At 66.2% G+C, this 23,229-nt stretch carries 24 protein-coding genes, 1 tRNA gene and 2 pseudogenes; 13 read left to right on the top strand and 14 right to left on the bottom strand.

Going from position 1 to position 23,229, the window contains the following annotated elements; genetic code table 11:
* Positions 1 to 106: 106 nt before the first annotated feature.
* The 3 genes and pseudogenes from ACQP2D_RS41835 to ACQP2D_RS41845 all read right to left on the bottom strand — a co-directional run.
* Positions 107 to 1,375 (bottom strand): annotated as a pseudogene (locus tag ACQP2D_RS41835) (YibE/F family protein); the annotation flags it as partial.
* Positions 1,376 to 1,855: 480 nt separating this feature from the next.
* Positions 1,856 to 3,112, bottom strand: coding sequence for a pyridoxal phosphate-dependent aminotransferase (locus ACQP2D_RS41840; RefSeq protein WP_433685930.1), 1,257 nt, complete (start codon positions 3,110 to 3,112; stop codon positions 1,856 to 1,858).
* Positions 3,113 to 3,184: 72 nt separating this feature from the next.
* On the bottom strand, positions 3,185 to 4,525 hold the full coding sequence (locus tag ACQP2D_RS41845) for a helix-turn-helix domain-containing protein (protein ID WP_433681405.1): 1,341 nt from the start codon (positions 4,523 to 4,525) through the stop codon (positions 3,185 to 3,187).
* A gap of 232 nt (positions 4,526 to 4,757) precedes the next feature.
* On the opposite strand from ACQP2D_RS41845, the gene ACQP2D_RS41850 reads away from it, so the two are divergent.
* From ACQP2D_RS41850 to ACQP2D_RS41860, 3 genes and pseudogenes are all read left to right on the top strand, one after another.
* Positions 4,758 to 5,207 (top strand): hypothetical protein, encoded by a 450-nt coding sequence (locus ACQP2D_RS41850; RefSeq protein WP_433681406.1) that lies wholly within the window; start codon positions 4,758 to 4,760, stop codon positions 5,205 to 5,207.
* A 172-nt stretch (positions 5,208 to 5,379) separates the two neighbouring features.
* A pseudogene (locus ACQP2D_RS41855) lies at positions 5,380 to 5,625 on the top strand (helix-turn-helix domain-containing protein); the annotation flags it as partial.
* 293 nt (positions 5,626 to 5,918) lie between these two features.
* Positions 5,919 to 6,203 (top strand): hypothetical protein, encoded by a 285-nt coding sequence (locus ACQP2D_RS41860; RefSeq protein WP_433681407.1) that lies wholly within the window; start codon positions 5,919 to 5,921, stop codon positions 6,201 to 6,203.
* Positions 6,204 to 6,205: 2 nt separating this feature from the next.
* Here the strand turns inward: ACQP2D_RS41860 and dcd are convergent, their stop codons facing one another.
* A complete protein-coding gene (gene dcd / locus ACQP2D_RS41865; protein ID WP_433681408.1) occupies positions 6,206 to 6,778 on the bottom strand; it encodes a dCTP deaminase in 573 nt (190 codons plus the stop codon).
* 107 nt (positions 6,779 to 6,885) lie between these two features.
* Entirely contained in the window at positions 6,886 to 7,656 is a 771-nt protein-coding gene (locus tag ACQP2D_RS41870) for an alpha/beta fold hydrolase (protein ID WP_433681409.1), read from the bottom strand.
* Positions 7,657 to 7,713: 57 nt separating this feature from the next.
* On the opposite strand from ACQP2D_RS41870, the gene ACQP2D_RS41875 reads away from it, so the two are divergent.
* The gene (locus ACQP2D_RS41875) at positions 7,714 to 8,043 is read left to right on the top strand and encodes a hypothetical protein (protein WP_433681410.1); all 330 of its coding nucleotides are present in this window, start codon (positions 7,714 to 7,716) and stop codon (positions 8,041 to 8,043) included.
* Here ACQP2D_RS41875 and ACQP2D_RS41880 read toward each other — a convergent pair.
* The 3 genes from ACQP2D_RS41880 to ACQP2D_RS41890 are packed head-to-tail and all read right to left on the bottom strand — an operon-like array spanning position 7,987 to position 10,546.
* A complete protein-coding gene (locus ACQP2D_RS41880) occupies positions 7,987 to 8,421 on the bottom strand; it encodes a hypothetical protein (protein ID WP_433681411.1) in 435 nt (144 codons plus the stop codon). The genes ACQP2D_RS41875 and ACQP2D_RS41880 overlap by 57 nt on opposite strands.
* Positions 8,418 to 10,076, bottom strand: coding sequence for a hypothetical protein (locus ACQP2D_RS41885; protein ID WP_433681412.1), 1,659 nt, complete (start codon positions 10,074 to 10,076; stop codon positions 8,418 to 8,420). Before ACQP2D_RS41885 ends, ACQP2D_RS41880 begins: the two co-directional genes overlap by 4 nt.
* 29 nt (positions 10,077 to 10,105) lie before the next feature.
* Entirely contained in the window at positions 10,106 to 10,546 is a 441-nt protein-coding gene (locus ACQP2D_RS41890) for a hypothetical protein (protein ID WP_433681413.1), read from the bottom strand.
* Between the two features lie 630 nt (positions 10,547 to 11,176).
* Here ACQP2D_RS41890 and ACQP2D_RS41895 point away from each other — a divergent pair.
* The 4 genes from ACQP2D_RS41895 (at position 11,177) to ACQP2D_RS41910 (ending at position 13,797) form a co-directional block, all read left to right on the top strand.
* Positions 11,177 to 11,247, top strand: a tRNA-Gly gene (locus ACQP2D_RS41895).
* Between the two features lie 802 nt (positions 11,248 to 12,049).
* The gene (locus tag ACQP2D_RS41900) at positions 12,050 to 12,427 is read left to right on the top strand and encodes a MerR family transcriptional regulator (protein ID WP_433681414.1); all 378 of its coding nucleotides are present in this window, start codon (positions 12,050 to 12,052) and stop codon (positions 12,425 to 12,427) included.
* 69 nt (positions 12,428 to 12,496) lie between these two features.
* On the top strand, positions 12,497 to 13,384 hold the full coding sequence (locus tag ACQP2D_RS41905; RefSeq protein WP_433681415.1) for a TIGR03619 family F420-dependent LLM class oxidoreductase: 888 nt from the start codon (positions 12,497 to 12,499) through the stop codon (positions 13,382 to 13,384).
* Positions 13,385 to 13,608: 224 nt separating this feature from the next.
* Positions 13,609 to 13,797: a hypothetical protein gene (locus tag ACQP2D_RS41910; protein ID WP_433685931.1), complete on the top strand. Its 189-nt coding sequence runs from the start codon at positions 13,609 to 13,611 to the stop codon at positions 13,795 to 13,797.
* A gap of 29 nt (positions 13,798 to 13,826) precedes the next feature.
* Here the strand turns inward: ACQP2D_RS41910 and ACQP2D_RS41915 are convergent, their stop codons facing one another.
* From ACQP2D_RS41915 to ACQP2D_RS41925, 3 genes are all read right to left on the bottom strand, one after another.
* Positions 13,827 to 14,156 (bottom strand): hypothetical protein, encoded by a 330-nt coding sequence (locus ACQP2D_RS41915; RefSeq protein WP_433681416.1) that lies wholly within the window; start codon positions 14,154 to 14,156, stop codon positions 13,827 to 13,829.
* A gap of 143 nt (positions 14,157 to 14,299) precedes the next feature.
* Entirely contained in the window at positions 14,300 to 14,596 is a 297-nt protein-coding gene (locus tag ACQP2D_RS41920) for a hypothetical protein (protein WP_433681417.1), read from the bottom strand.
* Positions 14,583 to 14,807 carry a hypothetical protein gene (locus tag ACQP2D_RS41925; protein WP_354954856.1) on the bottom strand — a complete coding sequence of 75 codons (225 nt, stop codon included), beginning with the start codon at positions 14,805 to 14,807 and terminating at the stop codon, positions 14,583 to 14,585. The genes ACQP2D_RS41920 and ACQP2D_RS41925 overlap by 14 nt, the downstream gene beginning before the upstream one ends.
* 106 nt (positions 14,808 to 14,913) lie before the next feature.
* Here ACQP2D_RS41925 and ACQP2D_RS41930 point away from each other — a divergent pair, with 106 nt between their 5' ends.
* A complete protein-coding gene (locus ACQP2D_RS41930) occupies positions 14,914 to 15,702 on the top strand; it encodes an alpha/beta fold hydrolase (protein ID WP_433681418.1) in 789 nt (262 codons plus the stop codon).
* On the opposite strand, the gene ACQP2D_RS41935 is transcribed toward ACQP2D_RS41930, so the two are convergent.
* From ACQP2D_RS41935 to ACQP2D_RS41945, 3 genes are read right to left on the bottom strand one after another with little or no spacing between them, the layout of a single operon-like run.
* Positions 15,686 to 16,411 carry a TetR/AcrR family transcriptional regulator gene (locus ACQP2D_RS41935; RefSeq protein WP_433681419.1) on the bottom strand — a complete coding sequence of 242 codons (726 nt, stop codon included), beginning with the start codon at positions 16,409 to 16,411 and terminating at the stop codon, positions 15,686 to 15,688. The two genes, ACQP2D_RS41930 and ACQP2D_RS41935, sit on opposite strands and share 17 nt — an antisense overlap.
* Before the next feature lie 31 nt (positions 16,412 to 16,442).
* Positions 16,443 to 17,243, bottom strand: coding sequence for a crotonase/enoyl-CoA hydratase family protein (locus ACQP2D_RS41940; protein WP_433681420.1), 801 nt, complete (start codon positions 17,241 to 17,243; stop codon positions 16,443 to 16,445).
* A complete protein-coding gene (locus ACQP2D_RS41945; protein WP_433681421.1) occupies positions 17,240 to 18,778 on the bottom strand; it encodes an acetyl-CoA acetyltransferase in 1,539 nt (512 codons plus the stop codon). The genes ACQP2D_RS41940 and ACQP2D_RS41945 overlap by 4 nt, the downstream gene beginning before the upstream one ends.
* Before the next feature lie 124 nt (positions 18,779 to 18,902).
* Between ACQP2D_RS41945 and ACQP2D_RS41950 the strand changes: the two genes are divergently transcribed.
* The 4 genes from ACQP2D_RS41950 to ACQP2D_RS41965 all read left to right on the top strand — a co-directional run bounded on the left by ACQP2D_RS41950 (position 18,903) and on the right by ACQP2D_RS41965 (position 23,197).
* Positions 18,903 to 19,652, top strand: coding sequence for a crotonase/enoyl-CoA hydratase family protein (locus tag ACQP2D_RS41950; RefSeq protein WP_433685932.1), 750 nt, complete (start codon positions 18,903 to 18,905; stop codon positions 19,650 to 19,652).
* A 169-nt stretch (positions 19,653 to 19,821) separates the two neighbouring features.
* The gene (locus ACQP2D_RS41955; RefSeq protein ID WP_433681422.1) at positions 19,822 to 20,931 is read left to right on the top strand and encodes a DUF4185 domain-containing protein; all 1,110 of its coding nucleotides are present in this window, start codon (positions 19,822 to 19,824) and stop codon (positions 20,929 to 20,931) included.
* Between the two features lie 135 nt (positions 20,932 to 21,066).
* Positions 21,067 to 22,314 carry an erythromycin esterase family protein gene (locus tag ACQP2D_RS41960; RefSeq protein ID WP_433681423.1) on the top strand — a complete coding sequence of 416 codons (1,248 nt, stop codon included), beginning with the start codon at positions 21,067 to 21,069 and terminating at the stop codon, positions 22,312 to 22,314.
* A 178-nt stretch (positions 22,315 to 22,492) separates the two neighbouring features.
* On the top strand, positions 22,493 to 23,197 hold the full coding sequence (locus ACQP2D_RS41965; protein ID WP_433681424.1) for a class I SAM-dependent methyltransferase: 705 nt from the start codon (positions 22,493 to 22,495) through the stop codon (positions 23,195 to 23,197).
* Positions 23,198 to 23,229 lie beyond the last annotated feature (32 nt).

Below are 23,229 nucleotides of genomic sequence, written 5' to 3' on the forward strand. Positions count from 1 at the left end.
TATCTCTCGTATCGGTGGCGACCGCGGCACGGGACGAGGTGGACGCCGCGGACGAACGCGACGACCCCCCGGAGCGGCGGGCCGGTCCCGTCGACTCGGACTTCGCATGCCTGGAGTGGCGGCGGGCGGGGGTCACCGGTTCGGGCTTGCGACCGAACGGACGGGCGAGCATGACGGCAATGGCGGTGGTCAGCGGAACCGACAGAGCCAGCGCGATGCCGCCGACGGAGGAGCGAGCGATTTCGATGGCGACCGCGTCACCGGTCAGAACATCGCGGATGGAGCGGCCCGCGACGCTGAACAGCAGCAGCAGCGGGAGCGCGCCACCCGCGTAGGCCAGGACCAGGGTGTAGACGGTACTGGCGATATGGTCACGGCCGACGCGCATGGCGGCGGCGAAAACTTCACGGCGCGAGGCGGACTCGTCGATGGCGGCGAGTTCGAATGCCGCCGACGCCTGGGTGATGGTGACATCGTTGAGCACACCGAGCGAGCCGATAATGAAGCCGGCCAGCAGCAGACCGGTAATGCTGACGTGCTGAATGTAGGTCGCGACGTTGGTGTTCTGTTCTTCGGATAGCCCGGTCAGGTTCGTGATCTTGATGGCCACCCAGGACAACACCGCCGCCACGATCATCGACGTCAGGGTGCCGAGCAGCGCCGAACTGGTTCGCAGATTCACACCGTGTGCGAGATAGAGCACGGCATACAGGATCAGCGCACCCGCGACGAGCGCGACCGGAATCGCGGGCTTGCCGTCCAACAGTGCGGGCAGCATGAACAGCACCAGCACCGCGAAGGCGAACACCAATCCGAGCAGCGCCCGCAACCCGCGCCAGCGCGCCACCACAATGACCACGACCACGAAGGCCAGCACGATCAGCGTCAGCGGCAGCCCGCGCGAGTAGTCCTCGAACGAATACAGCGGCATTCCGCTCGGGTCGGTCTGGCGGACGATCCGGATGTGGTCACCGGCGTGCAGATCGGGCTGCCCCGGGCCGGGCGCGATTTCGAACAGGGTGCGATTGCCCTTGTGCGGACCCGAATCGATGCTGATCAGACTGCGCTGGCAGGTGTAGCCAGCGGCACGCGGCTGTTCGGGTTTATCGATGAACACCTTGCCCATCGAATTGCTGCCGCACGCACCGACATCCTGGAGCACCACGGTTCCGGCCTCGGTCTGCACCGCGCCGCCGCCCGCATTCTGCATCGGCAGCGGGATATCGACGTGCTGGCTGCTCGGCCACAGGACGATGGCGGCGATGACGACGACGACACCGATCGCGGCGAGCAGCCCGACTACAACGCGGGCGGCGGTCGCGCCGATGGCAATGGGACCCGAATGGTCGTGGTGATGGTGGTGATGGTCACTCATGACGCCGCCTCGGCGCTCGTCCCCGCAGTGCGCGACACGCGCGGTGTTGTCGGTCGCTGGCTCACCGGACTCCTGCCTTTTCGTCTGTCGTCCCGGGTGCGAGCTTAAAGGATTTCATTTTCAAGATCGGCTTCGCGGCCCGCACATCAAACGACCCAGCGTCGGGGTAAAGCTTCCGAATGGAAGAAGCGGGAGGGGGCGGCGGAGAGCAGGGGGATGTCTCCGCCGCCCGCAGGTTGGCGCCCAGGGGGGTAGGCAGCCTAACCCGAGGTCAGGTTGTCCAGGGGGGGTAGACAACTTGACCGGGCACTCGAAGTGCCAAGAGACACTGTACACAAAAAGTCTCGTTTAGCGCTAGCTAGTAACTAAAACTCCCAACTATTCGTACGCAGAGTATGTTTTGGCCCCTGAAGCAGGGCGGCACGGTTGCTCGAGACGCGCTAGACCGGGGCATTTAGCGACCGAGCGGTCGGTATTCCCCTATTGCCGATAGCTCGACAGGAAGTTTCCGAAGCGCTCGATCGCGACCGCGAGGTCGCGCGCCCACGGCAGCGTGACGATCCGCAGATGGTCATGATGCGGCCAATTGAATCCGGTCCCCTGCACCATCAAGATCTTCTCCTGCAGTAGCAGATCGAGGATCAGCTTCGAATCATCGTGGATCTCATAGACGTTCGGATCCAACTTCGGGAACGCGTAGAGGGCACCCTTCGGCTTCACGCACGACACGCCCGGGATGATGTTCAACCGCTCCCACGCGACATCGCGCTGCTCCAGCAGTCGCCCGCCGGGCAGGATCAGATCCTCGATGCTCTGATGTCCACCGAGCGCCACCTGAATCGCGTGCTGCGCGGGAACATTCGGGCAAAGCCTGGTCGAGGCCAGCAGATCGATACCCTCGAGGAAACCGGCCGCATGCTCCTTGGGCCCGGTGATCGCCAGCCACCCGGAGCGGTAGCCCGCGACCCGGTAGGCCTTCGACAGTCCGTTGAAGGTCAGGCAGAGCAGATCGGGCGCGAGCGTCGCCAGCGAAATGTGCTTGGCGTCGTCGTAGAGGATCTTGTCGTAGATCTCATCGGCCAGCAGCAGCAGCTGATGTTTGCGCGCGAGGTCGACCAGCTGCTGGAGCACCTCGGTGGAGTACACCGCGCCGGTCGGGTTGTTCGGATTGATGACCAGCAGCGCCTTGGTCTTGGGGGTGATCTTGGATTCGATATCGGCAATATCGGGCTGCCAACCATTGGACTCGTCGCACAGGTAGTGCACGGGGGTGCCACCGGCCAGGCTGGTCATGGCGGTCCACAGCGGATAGTCGGGCGCCGGGATCAGCACCTCGTCACCATTGTCGAGCAGCGCCTGCATGGTGATGGTGATCAGCTCGGAGACACCATTGCCCAGGTAGACGTCGTCGACATCGAGCACGGGGAAGCCGGGGACCAGTTCGTAACGGGTCACGATGGCGCGCCGGGCCGAGAGGATGCCCTTGGATTCCGAATAGCCCTGGGCGTACGGCAGCGCGGCGATGATGTCGCGCATGATCACATCGGGCGCCTCGAATCCGAACGGCGCGGGATTGCCGATATTGAGCTTGAGGATGCGATGCCCCTCCGCCTCCAGCCGTGCCGCATGCGCGTGTACCGGTCCACGAATTTCATAGAGGACGTTCTGCAGCTTGGTGGACTGCTCCAGCGTGCGCGGCGGGTGATGCGGGAGATGGCTTGGACTCACCCGTCCTATGGTGCCATCCCGTGCAACGGTGTTTTTGGCCGCGCGGGCGCGGCGTGTTCGCGGCCCGGCGGCAATCGCCACTCAGGTCGTTGAGCTACCCGGTGGGATGCCTTTGGCCGCAGTGGATCCGCAGAATTCTTCGATCCGTTCATCGAGGTAGCGTGCCTCCACCGCATCACGGAACGCCGGTCCCGCGATCCGCCGCCGTACGCCGATGAGCCGTTCTTCGAGTTGCGCGATGCGCTTGTCCTCGGCGAGCCCGAGCACCGGAACCAGGGCGGCGGCCGCGCCGTCCAGACTGCCATTGATCAGATGCGCCGCGGCATTGTCCACCCGGGCCAACGCCTCGGCGCCGTAGGAGCGCTGCTCCGAGGGGCCGTTCGCATACAACTCGATGGTCCGCTGGGTCGCGGCCAGTGCGGGTTCGGCCTGGCCGAGATGGATATAGGTCGCGCCCGCGTAGTAATGGGCCTTCGCCTCATTGAAGCCGAAGACGCCGCCGACCTCGTCGTGCAGGCTGTCGCTCTCGGACGCCTCGCGGGCGTCGTCCGCGGCCCGAATGCAGCGGTCGGCATCGGCATGACTGCCCAATCGAGACCAGATTCTGGCCTCGATATTCAATAGTCGAACCTTGGCCGTGGCCGATTCGGCGAACTCCTGTCCGCTCTGCGCGAGCAGTACGCCGCGGCGCGGCCGGTCCGACCAGTATTCGATGAGCGCGTGCATGCCGCGGGTCCAAGCGCGCAATCCGTTGTGACCGCACAGTTCCGAGTAGGCCCAGGCCGCTCTGATCTGCTCGCCCGCGGCATCGAAGTACCCGAGGTCGGTACTCGCGTTGGCGAGTAGTCCCGACAGTGTGCCCGCCAGCAGGTAGAGATGGCTGGTGTCGGCGGGGCGCTGATGTCCTTCCAACAGCCGGTACACCCGGCGTCGGACCCGCAGCATCTCCACCATCATCGGCACCGGTGGGATGTGCACATAATCATTCGCGATGCGCGTGACATCGGCGTCGAGCTGTTCCAAGGTGGTGGCACCCACATTGGTACTCTCTGCCTTCCCGGCGTGCTCGCTCGCCTCGTGGGCAGCCGCCATGATCAGATCCCTCTCTGAAATCGCCGCTAACGCATCACCTCTCACCGCACCGGCGTCTATGAGAGCCAAAAGATCCGCGTCACTGGAATAGCTGGCGCGGGCCGATGCGTCGGCCCGCCTGTCGAATCCGGGCTCGGCCGGTCGATCGACTACCGGCTGATCGATCATGGCTGCGAACCGTGCCCGCACAACATCGTCGGACCTGGCCAGGGAGGTATCGAGGGCGGCTTGGTTGATCGGCCGTGGATGGACCCGCGCGCCACCGGCCTCCCACTTCGAGACCAGGCGCTCGTGCACTCCCAGATGTGCCGCGAACTCCCGGATACTCATCCGCCTGGCATCGCGAAGCGCACGGGCCTCTCTGCCTGACCAGTGCCGGACCACGATGTCATCCCTTCCGATCGAACTCCTTCCCAGGGTACGAGCGGTTTGTGAGTGCGGCCACATCCAAAAGCATTCCGCTATCAGGGGCAGCGGAATGGCAGCAGAAGTTGGGCAGGTGGGCAATAGCCGAATCGCCGTCTCGCACAGGACCCTTGGACGGAGGAGGCAAGGAGTGGTTGTGAATGTGGACAAACTCAGGACGGTCGACGATTGGGTGGCCTTCTACCGGCACGAATTCGGACTACCGGTAACCGAACGTGGCGGATTCGTGATGCTGCCCATCACCGGCCGAGTCTGCGTTGTCCACCTGCCGACGGCTCGGGCCGAAAAGGTAAGGGCCGCACTGGAACAGCAGGGGACGAGGGGCCCCATGCTGGCCCGGCAGATCCGCTGGAGCTTCCTTGCCGAGCCGGACAGTCGGCCGGGCGCGCAGGTATTGGAGGTGCTGAACCGTCTGGATATGGGCATACCCGCCATCGGCAGTGCCGTGATGTTGCCGACCGGGCTCGGTCGGTGGACCCGGGAAGGGTGCTTCTGGGTCAATCCACCGAGTCGCGGCGACACGCTCCCACCGCTATCCGTCATCATCACGACGGCCCTCGCGGTGGGGGCGGGCGGCGGGGACTGAATGCGTCGTCGGTCCCCGCCGCCGCTCGGCGCCGAACCTACCGGGTCCGCCCCTCAACTGGCAGTCGACAGGGGCGGATTCGGTCAGGTGTTTTCGGGTCGGTTCGAGCGTTCTACCGTGGGCCAATGGGCAGTGAAAGGGCGGCGGATTTGCGTGGGAATCCGGCTGGAGTCGAAGGCATTTCCGCAGACGATTCACCGAACATGTTGGGCTGCCACCGAAGACCTATGGATCACTGATGCGTTTTTCGGGTGCGTTTGCCGCCCCGACGACTTCGTCTGCGGTCGAAATAGGCACTCTGACCAGTGATTTCGGATACTACGACCAATCCCACCTGTACCGAGACTTCCCGCGCTACGCCGGAACAACACCCGGGCACCTACTCGGCCTTGCCAATTCGTCTGGCGCCGATTCGTGAGCGATAGCGCGCCGGACTCCTACCGCCGCGACTCCCCGGTGGCGACTGCACCCGCATCCCCGCGACGACTCGTCCACAGTTGCCTCCCGGAGGACCGATCGCTTCAGGCAGCACCGCTGCGGCAGCCCGACGCGGGAATCATTCGAGTGGCAGCTTCGCCGGTGGCCGTTTTGTCCAATACCGTGCCGCGCCGGCTCCGTAGCCGTTCCGGACATGTCCGGGACTCCGATAACCGTGCGTATCGCCGCCCTCGGGATCGGCATTCACGCGATCGATCACATCATCGTGCTGTTGTGGCCGCCGTTCGGTTGGCATATCGGCACGTGTTCCACCTGATCAGCGGGCCGGTCTATGCGGCACTGGTACTGCCGGTGGTGCGCGGGCGGAATTGGGCGCGCGTCACCATCTCGTTCCTGCCGGGCGGCCAGTTCATCGGCCGGTTCGTGGTCTGGGTTTTGTTCCACACCAGCGGAGCCCACGCGGCGCTGCTGGCGGGCTGGACGCTTTCGGTGATCGTGCTGGCGCTGCTGTGGATTCCGGCCGCATCTCGCCGCCACTTCCGACCCGCGAGAACCTGATGCTAGGTGGGCAGCGGGAAGTTGAGGTAGGACCTGGAGGGGGTCGGGCCGCGCTGCCCCTGGTACTTCGAGCCCGCGGTGGCGCTGCCGTACGGATGCTCGGCCGGGCTGGTCAGGCGCAGCAGGCACAGCTGGCCGATCTTCATACCGGGCCACAGGGTGATCGGCAGGTTCGCCACATTCGACAGTTCCAGCGTGATGTGACCGCTGAAGCCCGGGTCGATGAACCCCGCTGTCGAGTGGGTGAGCAGACCGAGCCGGCCGAGGCTCGACTTGCCCTCCAGCCGCCCGGCCAGATCATTGGGCAGCGTGCACACCTCGAGCGTGGAGCCGAGCACGAATTCGCCCGGATGCAGCACAAACGGCTCACCGTCGGTGGGCTCGACCAGGCTGGTCAGCTCGTCCTGGCGTTGCGCGGGATCGATATGTGTGTAGCGGGTGTTGTCGAATACACGGAAGAATCGATCCAAGCGCACATCGATACTCGACGGCTGGATCAGATTTTCCAGCAGCGGCTCGACGCCGAGACGCCCAGCGGCGATCTCCGCACGGATGTCACGATCGGAAAGCAGCACGCCGACGAGCGTAGCGCCTGCTCGATGACGCTTCGCAGCCACCGCAAGGTGACCGGTCGAGACGCCCGCCCCGCACACCACCCGAACAAGTTCGAGCCGCGCGTAGTTCAGTACTGCCGCAGGAACTCTCGAACGGCCTTGGCGAATCCGGTCGGGTCGCCCTTGTGCACGAAATGATCGGTATCGAGCGTGACCAGGGTGGAGTTCGGCCGCCGGGCGATCATCTCCGCGACGAGGCCCGGATCGACGCACGGCTGTCGGCTGCCCGCGATCAATAGGGCAGGGCAAGCGCTGCCGAGCCACGCGGCCCAATGATCGCCGGTCACCTCGGCTTCGGAATCGACCATATCCCGCGGCACGAACGGCAGCCGCCAGCTGCCATCCGCATTCGGCCGCAACACATTTGCGAACATCGGGGCAGCAAACCCGAGCGCATCGAGCAATTCTTGTCTGCTCGGCATCTCATGCGGCCAGCCCAGCACGAAGTCGAGCGAACCGGTGCTCACATGCGTCGCCCCCATCTCCTCGACGATCAGCGCCGAGACCAGCTCCGGATGCCGCGCCGCCAATTGCATGGCCGTGATGCCGCGGCCCGAATGTCCGAGTACCGGCATCGGACCGAGGTCGAGGTGCTCGAGTACCGCGACGGCATCGGCGACGTAGCCGTCGAGCGAGTACTCGCCCGCGCGCTCCGAATCGCCATGTCCGCGCTGATCAGGGGCGATGAGCCGCCAGTCGGGTGCCAGCTCCGCCGCGAGATCGGCCCAGGTCGCCCCCTCTTCCAGATGCCCGTGCAGAGCCAGCACCGGACGACCGGCGCCGCCCGCATCGAGGTAGGAGATCCGGCGGCCGTCGACGCTGAGTTCGTTTCGCTTCATGCACATGACATTAGAGCGATTTAGACATTTGTGCAAGACATTTGTCTAAACCTGAGCGTGGCTCGGCCGCTGTGCCGTGCCCCCGCGGCATTCGCCCAGGTAGGGCGTGACACAGGCCATCGCATCACTGCAAGGGGCAAGCAAGCGCTGCTCGGAGAGATCGCGGCCGATGCCAAAGCACAGGGCGCGCAACATCATCGGTTCGTCCCCGACGGCAAACAGATCGTCGTCATCGCCGAATGGGATACGCCCGAGTCGTTCCAGACCTTCTTCACCGACAATGCCAAGATCGCCGTAACCAAGGATGCCGGAATCCAGGTGGGAGCTTGTCTAGCCGCCCTCGTCCGGTGCACCAGGGCCCCGGTCGCCCGGCTGGCCGGGATGTAGCGCCTGCCGACGCACCGCGATCAGCAGGGCCACCGCCTCGAGCCAGCGGGCGAAGAGGTCGTCGCGGGCGACGTCGGGGTCGGGGCCGGTGTGGGCAGCGGACATCCATTCCCGCACCAGCTGGGTCGGCTGGTCGCCGATGAGCGGCTCGGGGAGCTGCAGCGCGCCGTCGAGACCGAGCGAGCGGACGCAACCGGCCAGGAACCGCACTGGATGCGGACCGACGCCGAGGTCCTGGGCCGCCAGTGATGCGGCGATGGCGGCCTCGGCGAAGAGGATTCGGCGAGCCGGTCCCGGTTCGGGCATGCCCGCCACGATTGCGGCGGCCACGTCGATGCCTCGCAGCTCGTCGTATGAGTGGCCCGTGCGCCAGCTCATTGCGGCACCTGCACTTCATAGGGAGTGGGCATGCCGCCGTCGGGGGAGCCGTCTGCCGAGGTGAGCGCGCCCATTTGCCCATCGACGAACTGTTGTGTCGTAACCCACTGGGTGTAGCCCCACGGGTTGTAGACCTCCAGTTTGTCGTCGTGGGCGCCGACGATCACCATCTGGTGGGCTGCCGTCTGAGAGTAAATCTCCGGCCTGTGGTGTGGAATCGACCGGTCCACGACTACTTCTGTGCCATATACGTCGACCGGTACCGGCTTGCCCGCGCTCGCCGCGGCCTGGATGCCGGGCAGGGCGGCCTGACGGGCCGCCGGGTCGTCCAGCGACTGGGTCTGGTAGCTGCTGCCAGCGGCAGGGGAGAGCAGAGAGCCGTCGAGGGCCTCTTGGCCCTTGACGCCGATGCCATTCGTCGTGTTCGGATGGGCCACACCGTCGGCGGTCTGCCCGACCTCGTAGTTGTCGAGGTAGAGCTTCTGCAACCGGTTGCGCACAGCGCCGAGGCCGTCGTCGCCGACAGGGGCACCGGCGACTGCGGCGGGCCCCTGACCGGTCGTGACTCCCAGCATCTGCACGGGATCGGCGCTCAGTTTCGCCACCACGGTCGACGCGGCGACGCAATCGTTGTAGTTGCCCTGACTGTAGAAGTTGTAACCCACGTTCGCGCCCGGCTTGTCCGGCATCCAGTCGACGCCGTCATAGCTCAACACCTTTCGATTATCCGATCCCGGAGTGGTGTTGCCAGAGTGGACCTGGGGATTGAGATGTTTGGTCAACCAGGGGAGGTCGTTCCCGAACGGGTGGATGACCTGGTCGAATGCGGCGATCTGGCTGGTGTTGTAGCCCGCGGCCAATGCTTTCCAGAGATAGGCGGCCTCCTCCGGCGACTGCGCGTCGGCCACGAGCTTCTCGAATGCCGCACGGTCGGCGGGCGACATGGTGGCGAGTTGCTGGGAGGCTCTTGCCATCGCGGACGGACTCAGAATGCCGGGGTCGGCGTTGGTCCCGGCACCATCTCCGGTGTAGGCCAGGCTGACGGCGCTGAGCGGGTCGACCCCCGGGGCGGTGATCTGGCGTGCCCGTGCCGCCAGGGCGGACTGCTTCAGTGCCTTGATCGCGTCGTCCGCAGCGCCGTGGGCCAGGTTTGCGGCGGTGAGCATGTCGCGACAGCCTGATTTCGCCTGCCCCAGGGCCTGCATCAAGCCCTGGGGCCGCAATGGCCCGAAGCGGGGGTTGGCCGGGGGCAGCGACTTCACCAGGTCGTTGGCTTCGTTCAGCTGCTTGCGGCCGTCCCCGTCGCGCTTCTGGGCTTCACCCAGTTTGCCTGCCCACGTGGTCAGCGCGTTGTGGCCGTCCTGGAACCCGGTGAAGATATTCGTGCCTTGAAAGGACACGGCGCGGAGCGCTTGCGCGGCAGTTTCGGCGGCTGCGCCCCGCCACGCCGTGGGCAACGCCGACGAGACCACATGCATCAGGTCCGTCGCGGCGGTCTGGGTAGTGCCCATGGCCGCCTTGTAGATTGCCGCCTGATTGTCGACCGTGCCACGGTTGCCGGCAGGCGCCGGAACCAGCAGGGCGGCCTTGATCAGCCCTTTCAAATGCGCCGGTGTGCAGTATGCGCCGGATATCTGGTCCAGCTGGTCCAGCACCAACTTTAGGGCTGAGGCCCCGTCCGAACTCATAGGTCCGGCCGGTGCCCGAGGCGGTGGGGTCCCGGAGGGGTCGTCGGATTTCCGGAAATGCTGTCATCGTGCCCGGACCGGTCGTTGGTGTTCGCCCCGTCGCCGATCGGGTCGCGGGTGATGGTCGCTGCGCCGCGGTGGTCGGTGTGCTGGTAATCGGTGCTCGCCGCGGGGAGCAACCCCACGAGCGCTCCCAACGCCTTCATGGCGCACACGGCCTCGCCGGCCCAGGCCTGGTGGAACTCCAGCCACGCCTGCCCGACGGTACCGAAGTCGCCCTGGGAGTGGCCGGGCGTCTTCGGATTCGTCGCCACCACCGTGGACATGTGATCGCAAGCGCTGGCCACGCCCGAGACGGTGTCCGGGAAGGTGTCCGGGTCGAAGTACAACGTGGGTGTGCCGTCGCCTGCACCGTCGGGCGGAATTTGTGGCGGCATACTCGCTCCTTGCGCAACAGGGTGGACTGGACGGTATTTTCCACGGAGATGCGCCCCGGCGCTCGCCGAGCCTTGCCGGTCCTGGGAGCTTGCCGCTGATCCAAAAACCCTGGGGGCCAGGCCGAACCATCCTGGTGGGGCGAAGCGTCCGTCCGGCGACCGCGTGCCAGGTGCGGAGGGGGTCGCCGAGTTCCGCGCTATCGCCGCACCCGACGCGCTCATCCAGGCACACTCTTGGCCTGCATCGCCTCACGTAATGCTGTCCGGGACTTCAACCTCGCCCGATAGACCGCGAGGTCGCGCACTGGTCCGGAATCGCGCTCGGACTCGACGAGGCCAGTTGTCACCTTTCAGGCGATCAGCTTGTTTCACGAGTGGCCACCTACCGCGACAGGGTCGTGCACCGTTCTGTCGAAAGGCGTTCAGCGTCACGACCAGGCGGCACTACGTCGAACCTGCTCGCGAAGGCCCCGATGCCCGCAAGCACCTCGACGACTTCGCCGACCTCAGCTGAAAATCTGGAGTAGATCCGGACCTGGGCCTCGAACAGGCCCGATCCGGACTCTGGATCAAGGGAGTTGACCGGCATAGTGCCTGGTCTGATAGAGTCGCGGACGCGCATAACGCACTGCCGATGTAGTTCAATGGTAGAACTTCTGCTTCCCAAGCAGACAGCGCGGGTTCGATTCCCGTCATCGGCTCAACACAGAAACACCTTCTGACCAGCACCGAAGCGCAAATCGGGCAGCCCTTTCCAACTAGCCACTGCGGCCAATAGTGCGGACCTCTATCGCGCTTCTGTCCTGTCCGGCGGATCGGCTGCCGCCCGATTGCCCAAGAGCGGCAACGCATCTCGAACAGCCGATTTCGGAATCGCCGAAACCTCCAGACACGCCACCGATTCGAGCATCGGGGGCAGCGATGAGCGGCAACCGTTCCCGCCAGGCGTGGCGGCTGGCGCAGCTGCTCTCCGTCCGCACCGGAGTGCGCGTCGACCGCAACTGGCTCGGCAACCGCAAAGACTCCGGGGGCGGTTGGCATCTGGGAAATGGTGCGACAGCCTCACCGCCGCCGAGATGCGCGTCCACGTCGCCGAGTTGAGCAGCTGCGATCGCCGAGGCCGACCTCCGATACTCGCGGCACTACACCGACGAAGGGCGAGCGGTCGCGCTGCTGCTGTGGCTCTACGCCAACCCGCACGAGATCCAGTACGCCGCACCATGGTCGGCTGACGAAGCCCACCGCGCAGCGAGCCAGCCCGAACGCGCAGAGGAGATTTGGCAGGCACGTGCCCGCGCCCTCATGGAGTTGAGCGGAGGCCATAGGCTGCTGCCCAGCTCGGCCATCGGCGAGCGGGCCGCAGGTGGGATGTTGTCGATGGCCAACCGAGGGCGTGGGTTCGGGCAGAGCGGAGCCGAGTGGGGTGGGTGTGGGTTTGCGGTATTGCCTTGACGTCGGCGACAAGGTTTACGGTTGCCGCGGCAGTGTCGAGAGGAGGGCCACATGCTGATCGGAGAGCTGGCCGAGCGCGCTGGCACGAGTACACGCACGGTGCGCTACTACGAGCAGCACGGACTCGTGCGGCCCCAGCGCTCGGCCAACGGTTACCGCGTCTACGACGAGCACGAGCTCGAGATCGTGCGGAAAATCCGGGCATTGCTGGAGTTGGGTTTCGACCTGGTCGATGCCCGTCCGTTCGTCACCTGCTTGCGCAACGGCCACCGGTCCGCCGACGAATGCCCGGAATCGGTCGAGTCCCTACGGCGCAAGCTCGCAGAGATCGACGACGCGATCGACAGGCTCTCCGCTGCGCGGCGACACGTGAGCGCGCGAATCAGCGCCGTGGCCAGCTCGCCCCCGAAGTGTGAATTCTCCCTCTAGCACTGTTGTCTACGGTCGAGCCCGCACGGCGATGACCGGCTTCCCATCCGTACCAGGAAGGATTCTCGTATGCGGTTTGCGACCAGCTACGGCACGGCGTTCAACGGCACCGATCCCGATCGCCTCGTAGCGTTCGCCCAGCACGCGGAAAACCTCGGGTTCGAGGCACTGTATGTCCAGGACCATATCGCGCTGTATCCCGGCGCCGACTACGGCGCGGGCGAGCTGCCGCCTACGTTGCCGTATTTCGATCCGCTGGATTGCCTGAGCTTCGTCGCCGCGACCACACATCGGATTCTGCTCGGCACCGGTGTGTTACTACTGCCGTACCGGCATCCGGTGGTCCTGGCCAAGCGGCTGGCCACCGTCGACGTGCTGTCCCGAGGCAGGATGCGGCTCGTCACCGTCGGCCTCGGCGCCTTACCCGGAGAAGCCCACGCGATGGGCGTCGACTTCCGCAGCCGTGGCCGCCGCGCGGACGAGGCCATCGATGTGCTGCGCCTGCTGTGGGCGGGCGGCCCGGACGGCGTCAGCCACCACGGCGAGTTCTTCGCCTTCGACAATCTGTGCAGCTATCCCAAACCGCACCAAACGACCGCGCTACCCATCCACATCGGGGGCTCCAGCGCGGCAGCAGCCCAGCGCGCCGGACGACGCGGTAGCGGCTATTTCGCCGGCGGCATGCTGACCGAACACGAGCGTGACCGGCAGATCGAACTGGCCCGCAAGGCCGCCACCGATGCGGGACGCGATCCGGCCGAAATCGAGTACACCCGCTGGGGATCAGCCGACATGTCCCCCGAGCAGGTCGAGGAATTCGCCGAGCATGGTGTGGATCGGATCGTCGTTGGCTTCGCTGGTGCCGACCCCGCGCAGCAACACGACCAGATGTCGGAATTCGCCGAACGATTCGACCTTTCACCGCGACGACTATCGACACAGCCGCCGACGATTTGAAACAGCAACATCTCGAGGCCGAAAGGCCGCACCCCCTGCACCACCTCCGCCGCCGACCGCTACCTCATCGATCTCACGGTCCCACCCCCTCGGCGCACTGCCCAGCCTGACCAGGTCCGCCAACGATGTCGGTGCCCATCGCTACAGTCGCGGAGTGACCGGCGCGCGATACTCCTTCCACGGCGGAGGTATGGGAACACCATGGCCAGGGCGCATGGCATTTCATCGATGTACCCGAGGCGATCGCGGATGAGATCGAGGAAAAGTACGCACCACGTGCCGCCGGTTTCGGCTCGGTGAAAGTCGAGGTGGCCATCGGACGAGCCGAACACAACCAGCGACCGACCGGTGCCCGGCGACCTGCACTCGCTGCTGGCAGATCCCCGGGCCGCCACGGGAGCCCATCAGACTGACGGACCGACACCACCGCGCAGTGATCAGCTCAACTCGCGCGGCATTCGGTGAAAATCTTGGAGTTGGCCTCACGGGCCTTGTCCGCATCGGACTGACTCATGCCGTAGTTATTCGGGTCGGCGGCCTTGGCATCGTATTCGTCACTGATCATCTTGCGCAGGCCCTCTTGCGAAATCCCTTGGTCCACATAGAGTTTCGCGGCACAATCGGCCAGTGCCTTGCTCTTGAGGCCCTTGTCCTGCAGCGACTTGGCGAGGTCGGCCTGGGTTACCGCGGGCTGGTCCGCGGCCTTGTCGTTACCGCACGCCGCCAATACCGGCAGCGCGACGAGCGCTGCGGCGATAAGGAAGGTCCGCACCTGATTCCTCTTCTCAGTTCAGTCTGCATATGTGACGGCCACCGCGTGGCGCCGCAACGATAATGCCGTACGGTGCCCGGCGGTAGGCGAGTGATCGTCTTCCCAGTCCGGAGGCGCACTCGCGCACAGCTGGATCGAGCGGGTCAAAGATCCATGGCCGCACGCAACGCGGTATCCAGCCGTTCCAGCGCGTCCGATTCCATTTCATCGATGGGCTCGGCCAGCCAGCCGCGATAGATGCGGCCGATATTCCCGGCGTGCACCCATCCGTGCCGCTCGACGGGTACGGCCAGGATGTCCTGCGGATCGGCGTCGACGACCTCGGCGGCGATCAGCCACTGTCGCGGTGATTCGTTGATGCCATCACTGCTGATGAGCACGACGGTACGGCGCCGCGGCGAACCGTGTGGGTGATAGATCCACAGTTCACCCCTGCGCACGCATCTCCTCCTCGGCGGCGGTCAGCTCCGCCTCGTCCGCCGCGGCCTGGGCCGTCACATCGCGCACCGGACCGACGCCGGTCCGCACCGCTTCGCGACGCGCGGCCTTGGATATCCACGCCGAGGGTGACATCCCCGCGCGGGCCGCCGCCTGTTCGGCGAAGGCCCAGGACGCCTCGTCCAGCGAAAGGGTGACCTTACGCGTTGCCATACCATTTATCGTACCCACGTTTGGGCCGGCTGCCAGCGGAAATCCGGTCGAGGTCATGGCCGGAAATCTCGGTCCGATGACCGGTCACGGCTGTTACGGTCACAACATGACGACGTTGAACCACCATCGGGTCGGCGCGGGGGAACCACTGGTGCTGGTGCACGGGGTCGGCAGCCGCTGGCAGGTGTGGGAGCCGATCATCGACACCCTCGCCAAATCCTTCGATGTCATCGCCGTCGATCTGCCCGGCTTCGCCGGTTCGGCACCGATCGCGCACACCACCGTCGACACCCTCACCGAGGCGCTGCTCGACTTCCTCACCGAACAGGGCATCGAGCGGCCGCATCTGGCGGGCAATTCTATGGGCGGGCTCATCGCGCTGAACCTCGGCGCGCGCGGGCTGGCCCGCTCGGTCACCGCCTACTCCCCGATCGGATTCTGGGGCACCCCGGGCCGCGTGTGGTGCCAGCAGTCACTTGGCAAGTCCCGCCAACTCGCGCGTGCGCTGCGCCCGATCTGGTCGGCCGTCCTCGGCACGGCCGCGGGCCGCACGGCCTTCCTGTCCCTGGTCTTCGGCAAGCCATGGGCGATCGATACGCAGGTGGCCATCGACACCGCGCGCGGCGCCGCCGACGCACCCGGCTTCGAACCCGCCCTCGCCTCCTTCACCGATGCCAAACTGCACGAAATCGGCGCGCTGACAGATATTCCCGTCACCATCGCCTGGGGCAACCGCGACATCCTGCTGACCTACGTCACCCAGAGCTCGCGCGCACGCACCGTGCTCCCGAACGCCCGCCACATCACCCTGCACGGCAGCGGCCACACCCCGTTCTTCGATGATCCGGCCGGATGCGCGAAGGTTCTGCTCGACACGATCAGTCCGCATCCCTGACCGGTCGCGGCTCGGTCAGGGTGGCCGGATCGGCCGTGCCGAGCAGGATGCGCACCGCATTTCGCCAGCGGTGCTGCAGGATTCGGTTGCGGTCGAGGTCACCGGTCAGCAGGACCCGCAGCGCGAGCCCGGTCATGATCTCGATGGTGAATTCGGTAATGGTCGGTACCCGCGGGTCGTCGGGAAACTCCTGACGGAAGATGTCGCGAATGCTGTTGTGCATCAGGTCGAACAGCCGATGTTCCAGCGGCAGGAATGCCGCGAGCAGTTCGGGATCGGTGCGCGCGGCGACCCACATCTCCAGTGCCGCCCAGAATGTCGGGCCGGTGAACATGCGCATGGTCAGCTCGACCGCCGTTTCGAGCCGGTCCGCCTCGGCCGGAATCGCCTCGAATTCCCTTGTCAGCTGGGCGAATCGGCGCTCGGCGAGATGTTCCACGGCACCGGCGAGCAGATCCGCCCTGGTCGGGAAGTGGTGCTGGAGGGTGCCGCGCGGCACCCCGGCCCGCTTCTGCACCTCGAGTGTGGTGGTGCCCGCGTAACCGACCTCGACCAGACTGTCCACCGCCGCGTCCAGCAGCCGCGTGCGCATGCGCGAGCGGCGCTGCGCCTGGGTCTCCCGGACGCGTTCGCCCCCGCCTGTCGCCCGGCCACCGGGGTCGCCGGGCGACGCTGAACGCCCACCCGTCGCCCGGCCACCGCCCCTCATGGAGTCGCGCTGCGACGCTGAATTCGATTGGTCACTGTCCCTGCCACTGGGGTTCGCGCTTCTGTGCGAAGGCCAGCGCACCCTCGGCGGCATCCTTGGAGAACAGTGCGGGCAAGGCGATTTCGCCCTGCTTGGCGAAGCCCTCGGCGACCGACCAATCCGGCGACTCGTCGATGATGCGCTTGCTCGCGGCCACCGCAAGCGGCGCGGCCGCAACGATTTCGGCCGCCATGGCCAACGCACCCGCCAGCGCACCACCGGGTTCGGTGATCCGGTTGATCAGGCCGAGCTGGTAGAGCCGTTCGGCGTCGATGCGCCCGCCGGTGAGCGCCAGCTCCGCGGCGATGGGACGCGGCAGCCGCTGGGTCAGCCGCAGCACACCGCCGCCCGCGGCGACCAGGCCGCGCTTCACCTCCGGAATGCCGAACTGGGCATTGCTCGCGGCGACGATGAGATCACCGGCGAGCGCGAGCTCGAAACCACCGGCGAGCGCGAAGCCCTCGACGGCCGAAATCATCGGCTTGGCAGGTGGTTTCGCGGCGATGCCGAGCGGGCCGCGCTTGGCGGTCATCGGCATCTCGCCCTTCGATGCGGCGACGAGATCCATTCCGGCACTGAAGGTCCCGCCCGCACCGGTGAGCACGAGCACCCGTGCATCGGCGTCGGCCTCGAATTCGTCGACGGCGGCCTCGATGGCCCGCGCGGTGGCGAGGTTGATGGCGTTGCGGGCGTCCGGACGATTGACGGTCAGCACGGTGATCGCATCGCGCCGTTCGACCAGTACCAGGTCGGACCCACCGCTGACGGAATCGCCTTGCGCTGCTGTACTCATTGGACGGTCCTCTCGGTGGTGAGCAGGGTGAGCTTGTCGGCGGCGGCCACATCGGCGCTCGCGCCGATCGGGTCGCCATCGGTGAACGCCGCGATGGTGTCGGCATCGGACGCCCGGACCAGTATGCGGGCACCTGCCGGGGTCAGTGCGCTGATCACCACGGCCTCGGGTTCATCGGCGTGGTCCGGCGCGGGGCCCTTGCGATAGGCGACGGTGTACGCCTCAACGGTGACCGGTCCGCTGTACCCCGGATCCGTATCACGCCGTGCCGCAGGCACTTCCGCTTCGACGGCGCGGAAGAGTCGCGCGGGCGGGCGCGCCGAGTAGACGCCGATACCGTGTTTGGTGATGTACCAGCCGAGTGCGCTGGCCAGGCCGTAGGCCGACGGGTCGGCGCGCAGTCGGTCGGCCAGTGTCGCGATCGAATGCGTCGCGTAGTTATTGCCCGGACCGCCCGCGAAGGTGAGCCCGCCGGTGACCGACAGCGGCCGCGCCGGATCGTCGATCGGCAGACCGAGCGCCTCGGCCGCGACCTGTACCGCGACCGGGAAGCAGGAGTACAGATCGATATGCGCGACCTCGTCGATGCCGATACCCGCACCGGAGAGCGCGGCCCGCCCGGCCGCGGCAATGGCGGGTGAGGTGGACATATCCGCGCGTTCGGAAACGAACCACTCGTCGGTCGCGGTGGCGCCGCCATGCGGAAAGACCCAGCGGTCGCGCGGCACGCCCGCCGCATCGGCCGCCACCGCGCTGCACAGGATGAGTCCCGCGCCTTGGTCCACCGATAGGTTCGCGACGAGCAGCTTCGGATACGGCGTCGACACCATGCGATTCGCGCGCGTCGGCGTCAGCACATCATCGACGGATTGTTCGCTCGGCTGCCACGCATACGGATTCCGCGCCGCCACCGCCGAGAGCCGCGACCACAGTGCGCCGATCCGCTCCCGATGCGCGACTTCGCTGAGACCGAGCCGCCCGCGCAGCGCGGTCTCCATCAGCGCGTAGAAGTAGACCGGACCCCACAGTCCCGCCGCGGTCTCCATCTCGGTATTGGGTCCGCGGTCGGTGCCGATGATCTCGGTCGGCCGCACCTCCTCGGCCTGCTCGGGCCAATCGAGTGCGGCGCCGGTGCGGGTGGCCGCATTCCAGGACGCGACCGATTCGGCCCCGGTGATCAGCGCGACCTCGCAGCGTCCGTCGGCAATGGCCTGCGCGACGTTATTGACCAGGCGTTGCGGTGCGTCACCGCCGAACCGCACCGATTGCAGGGTGCGCTTCGGCGCAGCGCCCAGTTCCGCGGCGACCAGCGCGCCGAGGTCCGGATACGGCCTGCTGACCGGGGCCGCGGCGGCGATCAGATCGGCCGATCGCAAGAGCCGGTCGCCGGTGCCGCTGTCCGCGCCCGCCCGGCGCAGGGATTCGGTGGCGAGTTCGACGGGTCCGGGCAGACCCGGCTCACCGCCGCGGTGCACGACCTGTCCGACGCCGACGAGCACCGGCGTTCGCGGATCCAATCCGGGTGGCAGCATCATTCCTCCACTCTTTACCGTCAGCATTGACGGTAACTTGCGTTCGATTAGAACAGAGCGCAGGTGCGCGGGCAATGCTCTCGACACGAACTGACTCACGAGTAAGATCTGCAGAATGGGCTCTGACATCGCGCTTGGATTCGACGGCGATCGCGCCTACGTCACGCTGAACCGGCCGGACAAGCACAACGGCCTCACCATCGAAATGCTGCGCGACCTCGTCACCACCGCGCACACCATCGCCGGTCGCAAGGACGTCCGCGCGGTCATCCTGTCCGGCAACGGCCCGAGTTTCAGTAGCGGCCTCGATGTCGCCAAGGCGACCAGCGACCCACTCACCGTCGTGCGCAACTTCATCCCGCTGCCCTGGCGCGGCACCAACACCTTCCAGGAGGCGTGCTGGGCATGGCGTCGACTGCCCGTGCCGGTGATCGCCGCGGTGCACGGCCGCTGCTTCGGCGGCGGACTGCAGCTCGCGCTGGCCGCCGACATCCGCTTCGCGACCCCCGACGCCGAGTTCTCGGTCATGGAGGCCAAGCACGGCCTGGTCCCGGACATGACCGGCGCGGCGACGCTGTCCCGCCTCATCGGCGTCGACCAGGCGCTGCTGCTGACCATGACCGCCGATACCGTCGACGCCGCCTATGCCGCGCGCATCGGTCTGATCACCGAGGTGACCGCGGACCCGGTCGCGGCGGCGAAACAACTCGCCAATCGCATCGCGACCCGCTCCCCGCACGCGGTCGCGGGAGCCAAACAACTCTTCGATCGCTCCTGGCACGCATCGGCCCGGCGCACCTTCGCGATCGAACGGGCCACCCAGCTGCCATTGATCCTGCGGGCGGCCTTATCTCGTGGCAAAGCTTCGGCAAGTTAGATACCGGAGTATTCACAACTTTCACTACAAATCGCACAAGCCACAAATTTCACCGGTTTCGCTGTTAGCATCTTGAACGATTTGCCAGCCCGCCGAAATGTGGCGCGACACACACGGTAGGTAGTGCCCATCGCGCCGCTTCGGCCAGAAACCGGAGGGCTCAGAGACTTTGAACAAGTCCGCATCCGCCTTGCTCTCGGCATTGGCAGGAGCATCGGCCGTGCTCCTCATAGCGACTACCCCTGCCTCGGCAAACCCAAACGCGATCAATCCGATCCCGGTCCTCAACGGCAGCAGCGGTCTGCCCAACCTGGGCGGGCGCACCAGGGCGGTATTCCAGATGACCGGACTGGCCAGCCCGAACAACACCCAGAGCTATAACGTACTGGGCACCGACCTCGGCATCATGTGGGACAACGGGGACGGTGAGATGCTGACCGCGTTCGGCGATACCGCCGGGATCGGTCTGCCGAATCTGCTGGCTGGCAGCACCTGGGCGTGGCGCAGCAATATTCTGGTGCGCAGCCACACCCATGATCCGTCCAATGGCATCTACTTCGACACCGTCGTGCGCGATATCTTCGGCCAGGCGCGCGACCTGATCCCCAGCCCGAAGATCCCATTCCTGGAGATCAGCCGCATCCCGACCGCGGGCATTTCGGTCAACGGCGTGCAGTTCATGAGCATGATGTCGGTGCGGACCTGGGACGATGTCGGCCAGTGGACCACCAACTTCTCCGGACTCGCCGCCTCCGGTGACAATGGCGAAACCTGGGCCGATCTGACCAACGCGCGGCGGCCGAATGAGGGCGCCAATGCAAATTTCCAGATGAACGCATTCCTGAAGAACGGCGGGTACGTCTACGAGTACGGCACCCAATCCGGCCGCAATCGGGCGGCGTACCTCGCGCGGGTGCGCGAGGGCGATATCGCGAACCTGGGCGAATACGAGTACTGGGACGGCGGGCACTGGAGCAAGAAAGGCGATGTCGATGCGGCGGCGCCCATCATGGGGGGCGTCGGCGAGCTGTCGGTGATGTACAACGAGTACCTCGGTCAGTTCATCTCGCTGACCACCGATCCGTTCAATTCCGTGGTCATGCGGCGGGCTTCCTCGCCCCAGGGGCCGTGGAGCGATCCCGAGGTGCTGATCGATACGCGGGAGCTGCCGAGCGCGTACGCGCCGTCGATCTTCCCCTATCAGACCGGGCGTGATCTGTACTTCCTGACGACGGTGCATTCGCAGTACAACGTGATTCTGATGCGCACAACGCTCTGAATTCACCGGAATCAACGGGGCACGCCCGCGGTATCGGCGACCATGCCCCGCTGAACTTTTCGAGTTCGACTTGACCTCAACATCACTTCAGGTATGAAGCTGATCGCGTCGGATCGTCGAGCTTCGGGAGAAATCATGGGCAGCACCGCCGCAACCAGCGAATCAGTCACCGCCGCATCGGATCTGCGGATATGGCTGCGAGCGAATGCGCGGCTGATCTCCGATACCGAGGCGAACGGCACCGGCCGCGACCTCGCGCCGCTCACCGATCGACTCGCATCGGCGACCGTGGTGGGCCTCGGTGAATCGACCCGGTTCTCCCGGCAGACCTTCGGAGTGCGCGAGCGCGTATTCCGAAGGCTGGTCGAGGAATACGGATACCGGGCGCTCGCGGTACAGGACAGTGCGCGCTCCGGCGAGCGGCTCGACGCATATGTGCGCGCTGGCGCGGGCGATCCAGAAGCAGTGCTCGCCGGTGCGTGGCGGCCGAACCGGACGGCCGAAATGGCGGCGACGCTGTCCTGGATTCGCGCGTTCAACCATGAGCATCCCGACGATCCGGTCCGGATCTTCGGCGTCGAGCCACCGCGTGCGGAATCATCGGACTACGAGGTGGTGCTGGACTACCTGCGCCGGCAAGCGCCGGATCACTTCGCCGCCATCGAATCTCACCTCGCTCCGATTCGCACCGCACACCGAGTGGATGAACATGTGCAGCGCCATCAAGGAATTCATCCGGGCCGCCCGTTCATCGATGACGCCCGTGACGCCCTCGCGATATTCGAAAACCTCCCGGCGACAACAGAATTCGACAAAGCACTGACACATTTGCGACTTATCGTCGATTTCCACGAGAAAAGCGTTGCCGGACAGGGCGGTTTCGCGCGCGATGAGCGACCCGCGGCGGATCGGGTCATCGAATGGCAACGTGGCACCGGCGCGAAGATCGCCTATTGGGACGGTATCGGCCACACCGCCGCCCTCCCCCTCGGGGACGGCCCAGCCGAAACCTCCGAATTCCGCGGCACCGGCAGCTATTTGCGCGCACACTTCGGCGCACAATATGTATCGGTGGCCATCGGCTTCCACCACGGAGATCTCGGCATGGCGGAAGCCCCGGAACCACTACCGGACCTCATCGACGCCACCCTGGGCGAACTGGATCTGCCCGCCTTCTACCTGGATCTGCACAACACCGCCCCGGACTCGGTTCGGCAGTGGCTGCACCGCCCCGCGAAACTGCGCACGATCAGCGGCATCTACGACCCCGCCAAGGACGCCACCGCCCACACCCCGGTCCGATCCCTCATCGACGCATTCGACGTACTCATCCACATCCGCGAAACCTCCCCGCTGCACTGGCTGCCGGAAGCCAGCGCCTAGGGCTGTCGGCTACGAACCGCAGGTGTTGCGGCGCTTCTGTAGTACGAAGCGGTGGCGCAATGGTTGCGCGGCGGGCTGCCGCATGCGGCAGCCCGGAGTACGCGACAGTCGCGGCATGCTCAGCAGCGGCGCATGGGATGGCGCCGGCGGGGTGTGCGGGGTCAATAGAATCGCGGGTATGGACGCGACCGATTGGGATACGCGGTATGCGCAGAGTGAATTGGTGTGGGGCGCACCGCCGAACAGCACCGTGGTGGAGCATGTGTACGGGCTGGAGCGGGTTGCTCCGCTGATGCCGGAGGCGCCCGAGGGCGAAGCGCCCGGTCTGCCGCGGGCGCTGGACCTCGCGTGCGGTGAAGGTCGCAACGCCTTGTGGCTGGCCACGCACGGGTGGCAGGTGCATGCCGTGGACTATTCACAGGTGGGGATCGATAAGGGCCGCACCATCGCGACGCGATTGTCCCGCTCAGTTCGCAACCGCATCAGCTGGCAGTGCGCGGACGTCACCGACCTGGACGCCGCGGGCATCACCGGACCATACGAACTGGTGCTGATGGTCTTCCTGCACCTGTCCGCCGAACACCGTCGCCCGCTCGTCCACCGCCTCCCCGACCTGCTCGCCCCAGGCGGCACCCTGCTGGTCCTCGGCCACGACAGCACCAACCTCACCGACGGCTTCGGCGGCCCCAAGGATCCTTCGGTCCTCTTCACCCCCAGCGACATCATCACCGATCTCGGCCCCGACACCGACCGCATCCGCGTCCACATCGCCGACCGCGTCTACCGCGCCACCGAGGAACGCGACGCCATCGATGCCCTCGTCGTCGCCAGCAAACCCACCCCACTCCCACAAGCCACCGAACCTGCCGCCCCACTGAGCTGATCCGAACAGTCCGCAACACCTCGCACGTTGGC

The organism is Nocardia sp. CA-119907 (assembly GCF_050955995.1).
Taxonomy (GTDB): domain Bacteria; phylum Actinomycetota; class Actinomycetes; order Mycobacteriales; family Mycobacteriaceae; genus Nocardia.

Bases quoted from the DNA above. Each gene is read 5' to 3' on its own strand.
- ACQP2D_RS41845 (WP_433681405.1), bottom strand. From the start codon at position 4,525: ATGAGTATCCGGGAGTTCGCGGCACATCTGGGAGTGCACGAGCGCCTG.
- ACQP2D_RS41870 (WP_433681409.1), bottom strand. From the start codon at position 7,656: ATGAAGCGAAACGAACTCAGCGTCGACGGCCGCCGGATCTCCTACCTC.
- ACQP2D_RS41880 (WP_433681411.1), bottom strand. From the start codon at position 8,421: ATGAGCTGGCGCACGGGCCACTCATACGACGAGCTGCGAGGCATCGAC.
- ACQP2D_RS41890 (WP_433681413.1), bottom strand. From the start codon at position 10,546: ATGCCGCCACAAATTCCGCCCGACGGTGCAGGCGACGGCACACCCACG.
- ACQP2D_RS41900 (WP_433681414.1), top strand. From the start codon at position 12,050: ATGCTGATCGGAGAGCTGGCCGAGCGCGCTGGCACGAGTACACGCACG.
- ACQP2D_RS41905 (WP_433681415.1), top strand. From the start codon at position 12,497: ATGCGGTTTGCGACCAGCTACGGCACGGCGTTCAACGGCACCGATCCC.
- ACQP2D_RS41925 (WP_354954856.1), bottom strand. From the start codon at position 14,807: ATGGCAACGCGTAAGGTCACCCTTTCGCTGGACGAGGCGTCCTGGGCC.
- ACQP2D_RS41930 (WP_433681418.1), top strand. From the start codon at position 14,914: ATGACGACGTTGAACCACCATCGGGTCGGCGCGGGGGAACCACTGGTG.
- ACQP2D_RS41935 (WP_433681419.1), bottom strand. From the start codon at position 16,411: ATGAGGGGCGGTGGCCGGGCGACGGGTGGGCGTTCAGCGTCGCCCGGC.
- ACQP2D_RS41940 (WP_433681420.1), bottom strand. From the start codon at position 17,243: ATGAGTACAGCAGCGCAAGGCGATTCCGTCAGCGGTGGGTCCGACCTG.
- ACQP2D_RS41945 (WP_433681421.1), bottom strand. From the start codon at position 18,778: ATGATGCTGCCACCCGGATTGGATCCGCGAACGCCGGTGCTCGTCGGC.
- ACQP2D_RS41960 (WP_433681423.1), top strand. From the start codon at position 21,067: ATGGGCAGCACCGCCGCAACCAGCGAATCAGTCACCGCCGCATCGGAT.
- ACQP2D_RS41965 (WP_433681424.1), top strand. From the start codon at position 22,493: ATGGACGCGACCGATTGGGATACGCGGTATGCGCAGAGTGAATTGGTG.